This is a genomic window from Paraburkholderia polaris, assembly GCF_012927345.1.
GTDB lineage: Bacteria > Pseudomonadota > Gammaproteobacteria > Burkholderiales > Burkholderiaceae > Paraburkholderia > Paraburkholderia polaris.
In genome coordinates this window covers 1-17324 of sequence record NZ_JABBGJ010000007.1, presented here as the reverse complement: position 1 = coordinate 17324, position 17324 = coordinate 1, and the positions used below count along the sequence as shown (strand labels likewise).

Below are 17324 nucleotides of genomic sequence, written 5' to 3'. Positions count from 1 at the left end.
CCGAGTTCTCCGATCGTTTAACGGCAGTTGGGCGTATAGCTTGAGTGTCGACGCCCGATACCCTGGTCACTGACGGCATCGCGCGCGATGCGCGGGTTGTCCCGCGTGGGTGTTCGCGCAGTTGGCGGTAAGATCCGGGCTCCTGACTCACCGCTGAATCAACCCGATGTCTACCCGATCTGCTCCTACCGGCCTGCGCCCGATTTCATCCGACGAAGCTTACGCACTCGCCTGCCGGAAGCTGGCCGACGGCCAGCTCGACGTCGCCGAGTCACTGCTGCTTGCACTCGCGCGCCAAATGCCATTGCACGGCAGCGTGCTGGGCATGCTCGGCGCGCTGCGGCTTCAACAAGGCCGCCTTCCCGAAGCAATCGATCACTGCGAGGCGGCCCGCAGCGCGGACCCCGCCTCCGCGCTGCACCCGACGAACCTCGCCACCGCGCTGGCCGGCACGGGACAGCCTGACGCAGCGATCAACCTGTTGCGCGAGGTATGTGCAGCACATCCGGGTTTTGTGCTAGCCCACTACAACCTGGGCAATTTCCTGCGGGACGCCGATGAGCCTTCCGCCGCTGAAGCGGCGTATCGCGCCGCCCTCGCGATCGACCCGGCCCACGTAAGCTGCCTGACCAACCTCGGTACGGTGCTGTTGGGGCTGGGGCGCTACGACGAGGCAGAAGCGCTGTTTCGCGAGGCGCTGGAGCGCGACCCGCGCAACGCGAGCGCAGCGGGCAATCTCGCGCTGTCGGCGGCGACGCGCGGCGATCACGCAAAGGCGGCCGACACCTACGCGAGCGTACTGCCCATTGCCGATGCGGCAACAGCCGACGGTGTGCGCTTTAACCGGTCTCTATCGCTGATCCGGCTCGGACGCTACGAAGAAGCGTTTCCGCTGTACGAGTCCCGCTGGCAGGGCAGCCGCGATCTGCATCACGCGTACCGTTATTCGTCCGCGCAGCAGTGGCGCGGCGAGCCGCTCGCAGGCAAGCGCCTGCTGGTGTGGGGCGAGCAGGGTTTCGGCGATACGCTGCAGTTCGCGCGCTACCTTCCGCTCGTGGCCGCGCGAGGTCCTGCGAGCTTGACGCTGGCCGTGCATCCCGCCCTCGTGCGGCTATTCCGGCAAAGCTTCCCGGGTGTGGATGTCATCGCCGAAACCGGGCTGCCGGCGCAGTCAGGCGACGCGTGGGACTGGCACTGTCCGATCATGAGCGTCGCACTCGCGCTGGCGCACCCGGGGCCAGTGCGCAAAGCCGGCATTTCTGACGAGATACCGTATCTGCATGCGGACAGCGCCGACATCGCACAGTGGGAGGGGCGGCTCGCGTCGCTCGAACCGACGCGTCCGCTGCGCATCGGGCTGTCGTGGCGGGCCGGTCCGAAGGACAAGGGCGAACGCGGGTTCGATCTTGACCTTGCTCGGCCGCTCGCCGGATTGCCCAATCTGCGCTTCTATCGGCTCACGCGAGCAGAGACCTATCGGGGGGCAGAGCCGACGCCGGACGGAGTGGATCTGGTCGACCCGACAGCAGATCTGACCGACTTTGCGGCCACAGCGGCCTTAATCGGATGTCTGGATTACGTAATCAGCGTGGACACGTCAGTGCTGCATCTGGCCGGCGCGCTGGGCAAGCAGGCGCTCGGGCTGTTGCCTGCGCATGGCGGTAACTGGTTCGAGCCGGGCGAAGGGCAGCAGCCGTGGTATCCGACCGTCACGGTATGGCGTCAGGCTGCGATCGGGGACTGGCCTTCGCTGCTTGAACGTGTGGCCGAGGCGCTGCGCACTGGCAAGCTTCCAGGTCAACAGGCCCCGGCCCACGGATAACGGCGGGGCGTCCATGTCGCGCCGCGATCAGATGTCCGCTTCCAGATTGCCACTGACGTTTTAGCGCCCCGAGGTGACGGACGACACCGTAACGTGTGTCTTGAGGTCCGTGGGCACGACCAGCGCGACTTCGTCAACGCAAGCCGATTGAACGCGCCCACCGCTCGCGCGGAATCGCAATTGCTCTGCTGCATCCCTGTCTTCATTGCTGCGCGTGCCTGGCCGCATCCTCGATGACCGCTGCGACTTCCTTGGGCCGCGACTCATAAACAGAATGACTCGCACCGGCTCCAGAAAGCTCCGCAGCTTGAATGTCACTCGGCGATCGTGGACATATAGAACGTGCAATGGCCGCGAAGGAGCCTGATAACCCGGACGCAAGACAACCAGATTGCCACGATCGAGCTCGCCCTTCGCCAGTTCCATGGGTGAAGCATGACACCGACGCCCGCCACTGCGGCCGCTAGTAGCACATCTCTCTAGAAGACGCTGGCTACCAGGTGAAGAACGACAGTCCGATCGAGGGTCTCACACGGTTTTTTACAGCCGATCCGTTTGGAAACCGTATCGAACTCCTTGAACCCCTTCGCTAAGTAGACGGATTGCCTGCGAGGCGAGTGTCGACGATCGCGCCCACTGAATCGAACGTCCGCCCACACGGAACGAGTCGCCCGTCGCCGACGCTCAATCGGCCGGCGGCGGATCCGCCATCGGCATAGTGTCCAGGCGTGATTGCGGCAATTTAGATAGACTGAGCGGCGTCGCCCGGCTTGATCGACACCGTTGGAGAGCGCGTGACGGGATGGCCAAAGCGGCCGCCCTTTTGTCGTGCGTGCTCACCCACACCCGATCCACCAAACCGTGGCCACAAGCAACGGTTAAAAAATGGAGACCTTCATGAAAGTAGGATTCATCGGCCTCGGCGTGATGGGGCAGCCGATGGCGCTCAACCTCGCGCGTGCCGGCACCGCACTGGTAGTGTGGAACCGCACGCCGGAACGTTGCGCCGCGTTGCGCGACGCGGGCGCACAGGTTGCGGACAGCGCCGGCGACGTCTTCCGGCAGGCCAGCATCGTCATCCTGATGATGGCGACTGATACGGCGCTTGACGCGGTGCTCGGCCGCCACACCGCCGATTTCTCGACGAACGTCGCACAGCACACGATCGTGCACATGGGGACGACATCGGCCGACTATTCGCGTGGCCTCGAAACCGACGTCCGCGCGGCGGGAGGACAGTACGTCGAGGCGCCTGTCTCAGGCTCACGCAAGCCGGCCGAAGCGGGGCAACTGGTGGCGATGTTGGCAGGCGAGCCCACGGCTGTCGAAGAAGTCCGTCCCCTCCTCAAGCCGATGTGCCACGAAACGGTGACGTGCGGGGCGGTGCCCACAGGGCTTCTGATGAAGCTGTCGGTCAACACGTTTCTGATTCCGATGGTGACCGCGCTTGCCGAGGCGTCGCATCTCGCGCGGCGCTACGGGCTCGACATGAAGCAATTCCAGGCCGTGCTCGACGCGGGCCCGATGGCGAGCAACGTATCACGCGTGAAGGTCGACAAGCTCGTGAACGAGGATTTCACGGTGCAGGCTTCGATCCTCGATGTGCTGAAGAACAACCGGCTCGCGGCCGAAGCGGCGCGCAACGCGAATCTCGCGTCGCCGCTGCTGGATGTCTGCTTTGACCTGTATACCGAGACCGCCGAGTTGGGTCACGGTCAAGCCGACATGGCGGCCGTGGTGCACGCGATCGAAGCGCGCACCGAGGCGAGGGGCAAAGCAAAGGGCGCGTAGTGATCGACATGGTAGATGGAACGGCCAATGAATATCGAACCTCTCAGCGGGCCGCGACGCCGGTCACAACTCCAATACGAAACGTCAACGCTGACGCAAATTTAACAACGAAGCCGTCACAGTAACGACCGTAGTGAAACAGAAGCGTCGGCGAGTCGCACATCGTCCATGACCGTGCCGCTGGAGATTAATCGCCTGCATGCCCCAATATCACGTCCTGAATTGACGGAAACCGCAGCTCGCATACGCCCGATTTCGTCCAGCGCCATGACACAGAACGAGCCGGTAGCGGGATCTCCGCGCGTAACGAGACGATGCTGCGCCTCAATGATGCCCAGTGTCTGAACATTGCAGTCGAACTGGTCCGACCATAGCCATGGCAATTCCGCGTATATCGCGCCGCCTCCAAGCATGTTTTCCGCGGCAACCACGGGCTGGTTCTCCGCCACCTGCCAGGATTCGATTCTGACGCTGCGGCCAAGCAACGGATTGGCGTGCATCGTGACTTCGCCTGCGGCGAAGATCGCCGGGTCGTTTGTACGGCACTGTTCATCGACCACGATGCCGTTGCTCACGTTAAGCCCACATGCTTCAGCGAGCTCGACGTTCGGCACGACACCTATGCCAGCTACGACGACATCCGCAGCCACGGCGCCCGCATCGATCTCGATTGACGCGCCCCCGTTCTCGTAGGTGATCGCATGGGGCATCGTACCAAGACGCAGGTCGACACCATTGCGCTCATGCAGCGCGCCGATGTGATGCGCCACGCTATCTGGCAGCGCGCGCTGCAGCAGCGCCGGTGCCGGCTCGATCACGGTCGCCTTGCAGCCCGCCTGAGTCGCGGCGGCGGCTACTTCGAGCCCGATGAAGCCGCCACCGAGGATCGCGACGCGCTTGCCCGGTGCAAGAACAGCGCGCAATGCCCGTGCGTCGGCAAGCGTGCGCACATAGTGCAGTGGCACGCGTCGGTCCAAGGGGCCACTGAAGCGGCGCACGCGTGAACCCGTGGCCAGCAACAGTCTGTCATAGCCGATTTCGCTGCCGTCGTGCAGCCGCACGCATGCCCGCCTCCGAACGACTTCGGTCACCGTTGCGGACAGACGCAAATCGATACGATGCGCCGCGTACCAGTCACGCTGCCGGATAAAAGCCTTCCGCTCGCCTTCCTCGGACATCAGCGCGTCTTTCGACAGCGCGGGCCGGTCGTACGGCGCATGCGGCTCCTCGCCAATCATCACGATTTCCACGTCCGCATTCAGTGCGCGCAGCGTCTCCGCCGCGCGCCGCGCCGCATGGCCGGCGCCGACAATCACATGCCGTTCATTGGACATTGACTTCCACCCGCGTATCGACGATCCGGATCGGGAACGCACGCACTGCTTCCGTGATCGGCGCACAACGCGGCGCACCGGTGCGGATATCGATGAGCCCCTGATGCAGCGGACATTCGACGCAACCGTCTTCCACGTATCCCTCAGACAGACGCGCACGGCCGTGCGTGCACAGATCGTTCAATGCAAACACGTCGTCGCCGACGCGGAACACCGCGATTTGGCGCTCGCCTGCGATGACGGCCGCGGGTTCCCCTTCAGTAAAGTCATCGAGCGTGCCGATGGTCTGCCAGTTCTCAATTGTCTGTTCCATGTCCCCTCCTCAGATCGGCGTCGCCAACAGCGTCTGCACGCGTGACGTGTCGTACACCACCCGCTTGCTGCGATAGCGCAGTCCGTCTGGCGTGCGCACAATACGGTCGAAGTACTTACCGGCCTGATACACGTCTGACTCGCCATTCGAACGCGTCTGCACCACGACATAGCTGCTCTCGGTCTCAATCACCCCGTCCTGTTCGCTCATGATGGTCAGGCCCGACGTCATGTGGCGGTACGTGTGCTCCTCGAAGATGTTGGCGTGACGCAGCGACACGACACGATCGCGCAGCATCTTCTGGTTCGTGCAATAAATGATGCCGATCGGCAGTCCCATATCCACGTTCTCTTTCGGCACGATCTCGTACATACAGTCTTCGGTAAAAAGCGTTGGCCACGCTTCAAGCCGATCGTTGTCGAGATTACTGATGTACTGGTTCTGCAGCATGTTCACTTCGAACCAAAGCTTCATCTGATCCATTTGCGTGTCCTTTTCTTCAATAGCCCATCAGCTTCTGATAACCGACCCAGAAGCGGCGAATCAGACTTTCCGTGATCACCGTATCCTGCTGATCCGGGTTGCTGCGCGACATCTCGATCACCGAGGTTGCATCCGAATCGCGCACCGTTCCGCGTTGCACGAGTTCGGTGGCTTCCGTGTCTTCCATCGAGATATAGCCCGCCGGTCCGACCAGGTTAGCTTGCTTGATGCGCAACTCGCGCAATTCAGGCGTATCGTCGGCATAGCCGAAGAAATGGAAGATCAGTTCGAAGTTATCCGGGCCTTTAGCCAGTAACTGACGCGCGACGAGTGTGTTGTGAATCTGCTGAACCACCAGCTGCGGAAAGATCGGCTGAATATGGTTGGTGGTGTCCTCGTCGTATTCGGAGACGAGACCCAGAATCGAATCGTCTTCGAGCGCGAAGCCTTCATCGAATGAGCGGATCTGTTGCTGCTTGTAGGCCGCCGACGTGTCCTCGCCCGTCTTCGTCACCGTGATGATGCTGTGCAGGCCGTGCGTCGCATCGGGAATCGAGCGCGCCTTCATGCCGACGCGGAAAATGTTGAAGGTCGTATGGAACAGATGCAGCATGCTCGCGTGATACGGGTCCTTCACGTTCTCCAGATACAGCTTCCAGTTGGAGTTCGAATATTGCCGCGTGCAGCCGAGGTATTCGATCGGCTTGTGAAAGATACGGTCGATCCACGGACGCATTTCCGCGCCAAGATATTCAGGCAGCGGGACAACCGCGTCGCTGAAGCTCGCGAATACGAGACCGCGATAGCTCTCTACACGCAGCTTGCGCAGGCTGTGCTGCTTCGGATCGAAATCGGGCGGCATGCCCGTCATGCCTTTCTGACCACGCCGGAACGGCACGCCCAGCAGATTGCCGCTGTTGTCGAAACTCCATTGGTGATACACGCAGGTGTGCGACGTGGCGTTACCGCGCGCCTTGCGGCACACCGATGCGCCGCGATGTGCGCAACGGTTGACCCATGCCGAAAGCGAGCCGTCTTCGGTGCGCGTGACGACGACAGGCGTATCGCCGACAAACGTGCTCTTGAAATCGCCCGCATTCGGAATTTCCGCTTCGAGCGCAACGAAGTTCCACGTCGGACCACGAAAGATGCGCTCCTGCTCACGCTCGTACACTGCCTGCGAGCTGAATACCTTATAGGGCACGCGCGAACCGTCGTCGCGCGGGAACTGCACCATGTCGCTGTCAAGCGTGTTCCTGAAGGTCACAGGCGATTCGACCATTTCCATGCTATTTTCTCCGCATTGTGGGGACGCTTTGCGGCAACGAAATCGTTGCTGCATTGCGGAGTTATTTTTGGAGGCGGAAAATGTTGGGTCTATCCGTTTCTGGCTGGACGCCCCTCCTATATCCAGTTCAGGCAGCTTTATGAACGATGGGCCAGTGTTGAGTCCGCGCGCGAGCGCGCTGAAACAATCATGAGATCCGATCTCCGACTCCCCGCATTGCGACGCCACCGTCTGTTTGAATCAGCCGACCTCGACGAGACTCGTGAACTGATTTCGCGCGTCATGCAGCCGCATTCGCTGCTTCCGCAAGGACATGCGCACGGTCGCTCTCACATGGATTTCGTGCGGATCGGAAGACTCGGCATTGGCACGATCAGCTTCGGCGCCGCCATACAGGTGGATGTGGAAGCCGTCGACGGATACTTTCTGATGATGCTTTGCGTCGCCGGCAATGCGGAGGTCCGCGCGGCAGGCAGGACGATCATCGTAGACGACCAGCATGCCGTCATTCGCGCCCCCGGCGAATCCTTCAGCGCTCTGCTGTCGCCCGATTGCGAGCAGTTGATCATGCGGATCGACCCGGCCTCGCTCAGTGACGACGATGCTTCCAGCATCGGCGCGAAAACGTCCGTATCGCTGGCGAGTGGTCCAATGCGCGCGTGGAAAGAACAATTGAAACTGGTCGCGAGTTCGGACGACCTGCTAAATATCGCCGCCCATAACCCGACCGTTGGCGCACACGTCGAATCGCTGCTGGTCAGTCTGTTGTGCGGTTATGACGCGGGGCACGGGGTATCGCCCCGACCGGCAATCGCTCCCCAGTTCGTTCGCCGTGCCGAAGAGTTCATGGCAGCCAACCTCGCCGCGCCAATCCAGTTGTCAGAAATTGCAAGCGCGGCGGGCGTGCCGGTGAGAACGCTTTCCGAGGGCTTTCTGCGCTTTCGTCATACCAGCCCCATCAGCCTGTTGCGACAGATGCGTCTTGACCGCGCGCGTCAGATCATTCGTGAAAGCACGTCCGACCTCCGCGTCGCGACGATCGCGCTGGATTGCGGGTTTACCCACCTCAGCCGGTTTGCGCAAGGCTATCGCGACCGCTTTGGCGAACTTCCGTCGGAAACGCCGCGGCGCGGTCAGCTTCGCTGACTGCGGTGTTCATCCGGCTTCTGCCGGCAGAAAAGGAATAGAAGGCCTTAGAGGGGACATTGCGTCCCCAAGGTTAAGCGTCTCCGCGCGACGACTAGAAAAGATGCGCGATGCTGATTCCCACCATCGTCTGGGCGTCGGAACTCGATGGGCTCGTTTGGGTCGAGTTGATGCGGGCGAGCGCGCCCTTACCCGATGCCCTCTGCCAGACATAGGTTCCGTACACCGAGGTGCGCTTGGAGAGGCGGTAAGTCAACGTAGCATCCACCTGATTTGCGTGGGCGCTATCGAGCACGTGATTTCCACCCATATAGGTATAGGTCGTGGCGAAATTCCAGAACGGCGTAACGTCGTAACTCACAGTCGCGTCGACGGCATCGATCTGCGCTCCAGTTCCTGTATTGCGAGAGATCGTCCCCAGCACCGACAATTGAACCGGCGCCAACAGATACTTGCCGCCTACGCCGATGTTCCGAATGCCATCATTACCATTATTGATCGTGGGCGGCTTCGCCATCGTGTACGCAGCACCCACACCACCCGAACCGAACTCATAGTTGACGGTGAAACTCGATGAGCTGGAGTTCCCGAAATGACCGGCAACGCCACCAAAGCCGTACATCGCTCCGAAGGTCATTCCGCTGAAATTTGCGCTCTTGAACTTGACCGCGTTATTGACAGCCTCCCCGTTGAGCCGGTCGAAGTCGTAAGATCCGCCAATCACGTAGGGCACGCCGAAGGTCGGAAACGGGCCCTGGTGAGCACCCCAGAGGCCTTGGTTGAAGCCGCCCGCATACCCGTGCACTGTCATGTCGAACATAAAATCGCGCTGCTGACCAAAGGTCAAGGTGCCATATTGATTCGACAGACCAACATATGATTCTCGAGAGAAAAGACTACCGGGCGCACCAAGGATCGTTCCCGTATCCATCGAAAACAGAGTACCCAGATAGAAGAGAGCCTGCAGACCACCACCCAAGTCTTCTTTGCCCTGCATTACAAACGAGTTTGGACGCAATACACCATTGGTTTCTGACACGCTTGAGTGCCCTGCGACGTTGCTCGTGTAACCGATCCCAGCGCCCAGAAAACCCGATATATAAACACTGCTTTGCGCGAATGCCTCTGACGAGCATCCCAGTAGCAGGAGGCCAACCCCACCCAATAACTTCACGTCTTTTCCAATTCCCACGCCGATCTCCTTCCCTTCTAGTCGTTGATGTTCACTGCTCTTGCTCTCGAGCTCCGCCCGAGGTTGGCTCGATAGTCCTATGAATTCGGGGAAAACAATACGGAAAAAAGCGATCAGCTTCGTGAAAAAACTGCGCCCCTTCCAGCGCATTCTTTTGTTCAGTTATACGAATTATGGTTTGGACGTTCTGTCGTCGATCGCTTCTACCAAATACCGGCGAAGTCGCTGAAGGCATCGGCATTGGTCCTGCGGTCAACGCTTGCCGCAAGCGTCGGCGACGCTCAAAACGCTTTCATTGAAACGTCGAGCGTCGCGCGTTCTCAATACACTCCACTCTCCGTACCGCTCGCAACGGTCTCAATCACATCCGCGAAGCGCATGGTCCGCCGCCCCTGCAAGCGCTCATAGGCCGGCCAATACGGCAAATGTTCGCCATTCGGATCGCCCGACTCAACAAAGTTAAGAACGTACGCCTGAATACAAGCCGATAGCGAGCGTGCAGCCGTCAGGTCGATTCCGTCCAGCATCGGTGCGTCAACCCAGTCCTGGAAGTTGCCGAACAAGAATGGCAGCTCGAAGCAATGGCCTGCTCCCACTTCTGCCTGAGGCGACTGGAAGTCAAACTGATACGCGAAGACGTTGCTGCCAGCCGATTCCATCTCCGTGGCGAACCTGATTGCCGGAAGCTTGAACAGTTTGTCCGAACCTAAATCGACGAGGCTTGTGTAGGCTCGGCCATTGAGCCGACGCTTGAGGGCCCGCCTGTAAAATGTGTTGCCTTGCTCGCCGTATTCTTCGCCATATTTCTTCAAGGCCTGCTCTTCCGTCGCACCGACCATTGCGGGGTTGCTCGCGAAGAAGCTGCCCATTTCTTCACGGGTCCAGCCGATCATCAGCGGCTTGCCGGCAAAATTCTCGCGGGCCTGCGCGCCAGGGTTCGCCGGAACCTCGTTTTCACAAACGCTCCGGAACAGCACGGGCACGTCTGCAAACACGCTTTGCGCACGCAACATCGAGGTCTGCAATTCCAGTATGCGTTCTACGGACATCGTGCGCAACGCGTCGCCGGACGGGTCTATTCCCGCCATCGCACAGAACTGCTCGGCCATCGTCTGAGCGGCTTCAGGTGCCATCGGCGGTAGACCCGGATAACTGAGCATGATGCCGCCTTTGACGAGCGCACTCGTTGGCTTCATTGCAGCGAGCAACTGCGTGAACCAGGCACCCGCGGATTGTCCGGCCAGCACGATCGATTCCGGATCGCCACCAAAACTGCCGATATTCGATTTGACCCACTGCAAGGCCATCTCGAGATCGCGAACGGCGAGGTTGCCTTGCGAAATCCCCTTCATGAAGAGATTGCCGAGCAGACCAAGCCGATAGTTCATGGTCACCACAACGGCGCGCCCGCTTCTCGCGAGCTGGTCGCCGAAGTAGCACTGCAGCGAGCCTCCCCCCGTCAGGAAGCCACCCCCGTGAATCCAGAAGATGACCGGTAGTTGGCCGGAAAGTGTCGGCGTGAAGACGTTCAGACGAAAGGCATCCTCCGACATTTCCGCGCCTCTTCCCGTTGAGCCCATCACAAAGTCGAGGCGGCTTGGCAACTGCGGAAAGACAGGTCCAGGCCGTGTACAGTCGCGTTCGCCGGGCCATGTGGACGGCGCAAGCGCAGGTAAAAATCGACCCGCGTCGACAGCGTAGGGAATATCGAAGAATGTATGGACTCCGTCGTCCAGCACGCCCTTGAGAACACCTTGTGCGCAATGTGTGATGGTTGTCTTCGTCATAGATTTATCTCGCTCGCCTTCATGTGGCTGCACGGGTACGTTGCGAACGGCTTTGCAGCCGGGGTATGCTGTCGTGCATCGAAAGTGATGTTCACGCAGCTGCTGCGGAAACAAAACGGAAAATTTCGCTATCACCCTTGAAGAAAATTCATGAGCCACCGACTATGAGCTCCTTGCAACAGCGTCTGAAGCTTCGCCATATTTCCGTGGTACTCGAAATAGCGCGATGCGGGAGTCTGCAGAAGGCGGCAGAGGCGCTCATGGTGAGTCACTCGGCGATATCGAAGGCACTGGCGGAGGTTGAAGCAATCACGGGCGCACAGCTGTTCGAGCGCACGCCATCAGGAATGCGTCCGACCATTCTTGGAGAAGCCCTTGTGCGCCATGGCTACCTGATCGCCAGTGACGTGCAACGGGCGGCAGCGGAACTCGACGCGCTGCGCGTCGGCGACATGGGAACACTATCGATTGGCGTATTCTTCCCGCTTAACTGGTGGGAAGTCCTCGCCGATTGCGTCGCGGAATTCCGGACGAGATCGCCCAGGATACGCCTGAGCGTCCGTGAGGATTCGATGGAAGCGCTTCTTGAACGCCTGGATCAGGATCTTGTTGACATCGTCATTGGGCGTCTCGCGAGTGGCTTCGGCGGCGATCAGTACTTGCAAGAGCCGCTTCGCGATGACCATCCACTATTTGTCGCTCGGCAGGGACACCCGCTCACGCAGAAACCGGTCACGCTCGAGGACCTATTGGGCTTTCCGTGGGTCTTGCCCGAACAACCCAATATCATCAGGCAGCAACTGGAGTTCGCCGTGCGCGATATGGGCCTGCGTTTTGGAACGGATGTCATGTCCTCGCAGGTTTCGCCGTTGACGTTTCGGCTCGCAAGTAAGAGCGACACGCTCGTGCTCGCATCGCAATGCATCGCGGAAGAGTTGCACACCCTGTATCGACTGCAACCCGTGCTCTGTGAATTGCCGCTTCATCTCGGCCCGCTCGTCGCGGTCACGCGCAGCGACAAGCCGCTCAGTAGAGCGGCGTCCACGTTCTTACAGCAACTGAAAGGCGCGATGAACTCACGCCGTCCCGGTGACAGTGGTTTCGTCGCGTAGTCAATTTGATGACCGATCGCTATGCCACGCGACGAACCGGCAACTCATTCCCCGGGTACCCTCACCCACCCCTCCATCAACACCCGCGCACTACGGCTCATTATCGCTTTGGTGACAGTCCACTCTCCGCCTTCCTCCCGAGCCTCAGCCCCCACCCGCAAAGTGCCCGACGGATGCCCAAACCGCACCGCATCCCGCGCCCCACCACCGGCAGCAAGATTCACCAGCGTCCCTGAAATCGCCGCCGCCGTACCAATCGCGACAGCAGCCGTCCCCATCATGGCGTGATGCAGCTTACCCATCGACATCGCCCGCACCAGCAGATCGACGTCACTCGCGGCAACACGCTTGCCGCTAGAAGCAACGTAGTCGGCCGGCCTGGCGACAAAAGCAACCTTCGGCGTATGCTGCCGCGTCGCGATCTCATCGAGATTTTTAATGAGGCCCATACGCACCGCACCATGCGCGCGAATGGTTTCGAACATCGCCAGCGCCTTCTCGTCGCTATTGATAGCGTCCTGTAGTTCGGTGCCCTTATAACCGATCGCTTCCGCGTCCACGAAAATGGTCGGGATGCCGGCATTGATCATCGTCGCCTTCAGCGTGCCGACACCCGGCACCTCAAGGTCATCGACCAGATTCCCAGTCGGGAACATCGCGCCACCGGCACCCTCTTCTTCGGCAGCAGGGTCCATGAATTCGAGTTGAACCTCAGCAGCAGGAAACGTCACGCCATCGAGTTCAAAGTCCCCAGTTTCCTGCACAGCGCCATCGGTAATAGGCACATGCCCGATAATCGTCTTGCCGATATTCGCCTGCCAGATGCGTACAACAGCCACACCGTTCTGCGGAATCCGGCTCGCATCGACGAGACCCGCGCTAATCGCAAACGGGCCCACCGCGGCAGAAAGATTCCCGCAATTGCCGCTCCAATCGACGAAAGCCTTATCGATAGAAACCTGCCCGAACAGATAATCCACATCATGATCCGGCTTGCTGCTCTTCGCGATGATGACCGTCTTGCTCGTGCTGGAAGTCGCGCCGCCCATACCGTCGATCTGCTTGCCATACGGGTCCGGGCTGCCGATCACGCGCATCAGCAGCGCATCGCGCGCCGCGCCCGGCACCTGGGCCGCCTCCGGCAAATCCTGCAGCCGAAAGAACACGCCTTTGCTGGTACCGCCGCGCATGTACGTCGCCGGAATCTTGATCTGAGGTTTGTGGGCCATAAAAGTGGTGTCCTGATGAGGGAGGGCGGCATCGCATAGCACGTTGTGCCACACCGCCCAAACCTGCGTTACATTCGCCGCTGAACCGACCAGGCCGACTAAATCGACAAAGACAGTTCAAGCGGCCGAATCAACTTGAGAAGCTTAAAAGCCTTAAGCCGCAGCCTTCGTCGATTCAAGAAAGTCCTGCGCAAAGCGTTGCAACACGCCGCCGGCTTCGTAGATCGACACCTCTTCCGCGGTGTCCAGGCGGCACGTCACGGGCACCTCCACGCGCTCACCGCTCTTGCGATGAATCACGAGCGTGAGGTCGGCGCGCGGTTTGCGTTCGCCGATCACGTCGAAGGTTTCGGTGCCGTCAATAGCGAGCGTAAGGCGATTCACACCAGGTTTGAATTCCAGCGGCAACACGCCCATGCCCACCAGATTCGTGCGGTGAATCCGCTCGAACCCTTCAGCCACGATCGCTTCCGCGCCGGCAAGACGCACGCCCTTCGCCGCCCAGTCACGCGACGAACCCTGACCGTAGTCGGCCCCGGCAATCACGATCAGCGGCTGCTTGCGCTCCATGTAGGTTTCGATCGCTTCCCACATACGCGTCACCTTGCCCTCAGGCTCGATGCGGGCCAACGAACCGGCCTTCACCTTGCCGTCTTCCAGCACCATCTCGTTCTTCAGCGTCGGATTCGCGAAGGTGGCACGCTGCGCGGTCAGGTGATCGCCACGGTGGGTTGCGTACGAATTGAAGTCCTCTTCCGGCAAGCCCATTTTGGCGAGGTATTCACCCGATGCACTGTCCGCCATGATCGCGTTGGACGGCGACAGGTGGTCGGTCGTGATGTTGTCACCCAGCACAGCCAGCGGACGCATGCCCTTCAGCGTGCGCTCACCGGCAAGCGCACCCTCCCAATACGGCGGACGGCGAATATAAGTGCTCATCGGACGCCAGTCGTACAGCGGATCAGCTTTCTCACCTGTATCGACGGTCACAGCGAACATCGGCTCATACACTTTGCGGAACTGCTCCGGTTTCACGCTTGAAGCCACGATCGCGTCGATCTCTTCATCCGACGGCCAGATGTCCTTCAGCCTGATCGCATTACCGTCAGTATCGACGCCAAGCACATCCTTCTCGATATCGAAGCGGATCGTGCCCGCTATCGCGTAGGCGACCACCAGCGGGGGCGACGCCAGGAAGGCCTGCTTCGCATACGGATGAATACGGCCGTCGAAGTTACGGTTACCGGACAGCACAGCCGTCGCATACAGATCGCGGTCGACGATTTCCTTCTGGATCACCGGATCCAACGCACCCGACATGCCGTTGCACGACGTGCATGCATACGCGACCACGCCGAAGCCCAGTTGCTCCAGTTCCGGCAACAGGCCCGCCTCTTCCAGATACAGCGTGACCGCCTTCGATCCCGGCGCGAGCGACGTCTTTGCCCAGGGCTTGCGGGTCAGTCCGCGTTGATTGGCGTTACGCGCCAGCAAGCCGGCGGCGATCATATTGCGCGGGTTGTTGGTGTTCGTGCAGCTCGTGATCGCAGCGATGATCACCGCACCGTCCGGCATCAGGCCCGGCTCGTTCTCCACCTTGCCGCTGATCCCGCGCGCGGCCAGTTCGGAAACCGGCAAGCGACGATGCGGGTTCGACGGACCCGCCAGCGTGCGCACCACGGTCGACAGATCGAACTTCAGCACGCGCTCGTACTCCGCGTGCGTCAACGTATCGCCCCACAGGCCGGTTTCCTTCGCGTAGGTCTCGACCAGCTTGACGAGTTCATCGTCGCGCCCGGTGAGCTTGAGGTACTTGATGGTCTGCTCGTCGATGTAGAACATCGCGGCCGTCGCGCCGAATTCGGGGGCCATGTTGGCGATGGTCGCGCGATCACCGAGCGTCAGGTTGGCCGTGCCTGCTCCGTAGAACTCGAGGTACGCGCCGACCACTTTTTCTTTGCGCAGGAATTCGGTCAGCGAGAGCACGATGTCGGTCGCGGTGATGCCTTCAACCGGCTTGCCCGTCAGTTCCACACCGACGATATCCGGCAGGCGCATATAAGACGCGCGTCCCAGCATCACGCTCTCCGCTTCAAGTCCGCCCACGCCAACCGCGATCACGCCAAGCGCATCCACCATCGGCGTATGCGAATCGGTGCCGACCAGCGTATCGGGGAAAGCCACGCCGTCTTTCACCTGCACCACCGGGCTCATGCGCTCCAGGTTGATCTGATGCAGGATGCCGTTGCCCGGCGGAATCACGTCGACATTCTTGAACGCGCGCTTGGTCCAGTTGATGAAGTCGAAGCGGTCTTCATTGCGGCGATCTTCAATGGCGCGGTTCTTCGCGAACGCATCCGGATCGAAACCGCCGCACTCGACGGCGAGCGAGTGATCCACGACGAGCTGCGTCGGCACGACCGGGTTGACCATCGCGGGATCGCCGCCTTGCGCGGCGATTGCATCGCGCAGGCCGGCGAGGTCGACCAAAGCGGTCTGACCGAGAATGTCATGGCACACCACGCGCGCCGGAAACCACGGAAAATCCAGCTCGCGCTTGCGTTCGATGATCTGCTTGAGCGACGCCGTCAGCGTCACCGGATCGCAGCGGCGCACGAGGTTTTCGGCCAGCACGCGCGAGGTGTACGGCAGCTTGTCATAGGCGCCGGGCTGGATTGCATCGACGGCGGCACGCGTGTCGAAGAAATCCAGCTGGGTGCCGGGAAGGCGTTTGCGGTTGGCAGTATTCATGGCGTAGGGGACAAAACAATAATGATCCGGGGACGATGGCGGCAGCCGTAATTCACAATCCGCTGCCCCTCTTTCAAGCGGCGCTTCCCTGGCGTGTCAATCGGACAGTCTGTGTAGTTTAGCTTGCGGTGGCGCTCGCGGTGGCGCGCCGGCTTGCAGCGTCTTTCGTTGATGCGCCGCACAACGTAGCGCAATAAGCACCGCAACATACGCTGCAAAAAAACAGCCTTGGCTCTGGGTTCCAGCGAGCCAAGGCCCAAGCTTCATTACGTCGCGCTCATGAGACGCAATGGAGGAGAAACGCTTGCGGCCTCGCGCTTACACGGTCAAAAGCCGTTGGAGGTTTTCAAACTCCCCTGGACGACCTTCGACCTTAGACACCCTTGGCAGGCTTAGACGCGCTTCGCGAGCGGCACGAACGGCAGATCGTCGGGGCCGGTGTAATTCGCACTCGGGCGGATGATCTTGTTGTCGATCCGCTGCTCGATAATGTGCGCGCTCCAGCCTGCCGTGCGGGCGATCACGAACAGCGGCGTGAACATTGCCGTCGGCACGCCCATCATGTGATACGACACCGCGCTGAACCAGTCGAGATTCGGGAACATCTTCTTCGCATCCGCCATCACCGACTCCAGACGTTCGGCGATATTGAACAGCTTGTTGTTGCCCGCTTCCTTCGACAGCTTCTTCGCGATTTCCTTGATGACCTTGTTGCGCGGGTCGGAGATCGTGTACACCGGGTGACCGAAACCGATCACCACTTCCTTGTTCTCGACACGCTTGCGGATATCGGCTTCGGCTTCGTCAGGCGTCTGATAGCGCGACTGGATTTCGAACGCGACTTCGTTCGCACCGCCGTGCTTCGGGCCGCGCAGCGCGCCGATCGCGCCGGTAATCGCCGAGTAGATGTCCGAGCCCGTGCCCGCGATCACGCGGCCGGTGAACGTCGAGGCGTTGAATTCATGCTCGGCGTACAGGTTGAGCGACACGTGCATCGCGTCGACCCATGCTTTCGACGGCTCCACGCCGTGCAGCAGGTGCAGGAAGTGGCCGCCGATCGAATCGTCGTCGGTTTC

The 17324-nt window shown here is 60.6% G+C and carries 13 protein-coding genes and 1 pseudogene; 4 read left to right on the top strand and 10 right to left on the bottom strand.

What is annotated here, in order from left to right:
* Positions 1-166: 166 nt before the first annotated feature.
* A complete protein-coding gene (locus HHL24_RS07865; protein WP_169484947.1) occupies positions 167-1822 on the top strand; it encodes a tetratricopeptide repeat protein in 1656 nt (551 codons plus the stop codon).
* A 202-nt stretch (positions 1823-2024) separates the two neighbouring features.
* On the opposite strand, the pseudogene HHL24_RS43890 reads toward HHL24_RS07865, so the two are convergent.
* Positions 2025-2108, bottom strand: a pseudogene (locus HHL24_RS43890) (alpha/beta hydrolase); the annotation flags it as partial.
* Positions 2109-2707: 599 nt separating this feature from the next.
* Between HHL24_RS43890 and HHL24_RS07855 the strand changes: the two are divergent.
* Positions 2708-3613 carry an NAD(P)-dependent oxidoreductase gene (locus tag HHL24_RS07855; protein WP_206002759.1) on the top strand — a complete coding sequence of 302 codons (906 nt, stop codon included), beginning with the start codon at positions 2708-2710 and terminating at the stop codon, positions 3611-3613.
* A 116-nt stretch (positions 3614-3729) separates the two neighbouring features.
* Here the strand turns inward: HHL24_RS07855 and andAa are convergent, their stop codons facing one another.
* From andAa to andAc, 4 genes are read right to left on the bottom strand one after another with little or no spacing between them, the layout of a single operon-like run.
* Positions 3730-4947, bottom strand: a complete 1218-nt coding sequence (gene andAa / locus HHL24_RS07850; protein ID WP_169484945.1) for an anthranilate 1,2-dioxygenase system ferredoxin--NAD(+) reductase — start codon at positions 4945-4947, stop codon at positions 3730-3732.
* Positions 4937-5260, bottom strand: a complete 324-nt coding sequence (gene andAb / locus HHL24_RS07845; protein ID WP_169484944.1) for an anthranilate 1,2-dioxygenase ferredoxin subunit AndAb — start codon at positions 5258-5260, stop codon at positions 4937-4939. Before andAb ends, andAa begins: the two co-directional genes overlap by 11 nt.
* A gap of 9 nt (positions 5261-5269) precedes the next feature.
* Positions 5270-5743, bottom strand: a complete 474-nt coding sequence (gene andAd / locus HHL24_RS07840; protein WP_169484943.1) for an anthranilate 1,2-dioxygenase small subunit AndAd — start codon at positions 5741-5743, stop codon at positions 5270-5272.
* Between the two features lie 16 nt (positions 5744-5759).
* Positions 5760-7031 carry an anthranilate 1,2-dioxygenase large subunit AndAc gene (gene andAc / locus HHL24_RS07835; RefSeq protein WP_169484942.1) on the bottom strand — a complete coding sequence of 424 codons (1272 nt, stop codon included), beginning with the start codon at positions 7029-7031 and terminating at the stop codon, positions 5760-5762.
* A 189-nt stretch (positions 7032-7220) separates the two neighbouring features.
* Between andAc and andR the strand changes: the two genes are divergently transcribed.
* A complete protein-coding gene (andR, locus tag HHL24_RS07830; RefSeq protein ID WP_169485110.1) occupies positions 7221-8177 on the top strand; it encodes an anthranilate 1,2-dioxygenase regulatory protein AndR in 957 nt (318 codons plus the stop codon).
* 94 nt (positions 8178-8271) lie between these two features.
* Here the strand turns inward: andR and HHL24_RS07825 are convergent, their stop codons facing one another.
* Positions 8272-9519 carry a porin gene (locus HHL24_RS07825; protein WP_169484941.1) on the bottom strand — a complete coding sequence of 416 codons (1248 nt, stop codon included), beginning with the start codon at positions 9517-9519 and terminating at the stop codon, positions 8272-8274.
* 170 nt (positions 9520-9689) lie between these two features.
* Positions 9690-11189: a carboxylesterase family protein gene (locus tag HHL24_RS07820; protein WP_169484940.1), complete on the bottom strand. Its 1500-nt coding sequence runs from the start codon at positions 11187-11189 to the stop codon at positions 9690-9692.
* A 32-nt stretch (positions 11190-11221) separates the two neighbouring features.
* On the opposite strand from HHL24_RS07820, the gene HHL24_RS07815 reads away from it, so the two are divergent.
* Positions 11222-12268 (top strand): LysR substrate-binding domain-containing protein, encoded by a 1047-nt coding sequence (locus HHL24_RS07815; protein WP_169484939.1) that lies wholly within the window; start codon positions 11222-11224, stop codon positions 12266-12268.
* A 44-nt stretch (positions 12269-12312) separates the two neighbouring features.
* Here HHL24_RS07815 and prpF read toward each other — a convergent pair whose 3' ends face one another.
* The 3 genes from prpF to HHL24_RS07800 all read right to left on the bottom strand — a co-directional run.
* Positions 12313-13497, bottom strand: coding sequence for a 2-methylaconitate cis-trans isomerase PrpF (gene prpF, locus HHL24_RS07810; RefSeq protein WP_169484938.1), 1185 nt, complete (start codon positions 13495-13497; stop codon positions 12313-12315).
* A gap of 153 nt (positions 13498-13650) precedes the next feature.
* On the bottom strand, positions 13651-16248 hold the full coding sequence (gene acnD, locus HHL24_RS07805; RefSeq protein WP_169484937.1) for a Fe/S-dependent 2-methylisocitrate dehydratase AcnD: 2598 nt from the start codon (positions 16246-16248) through the stop codon (positions 13651-13653).
* Positions 16249-16640: 392 nt separating this feature from the next.
* The coding region (locus HHL24_RS07800) for a citrate/2-methylcitrate synthase (RefSeq protein WP_329606601.1) at positions 16641-17324 on the bottom strand (684 nt) is incomplete at its 5' end.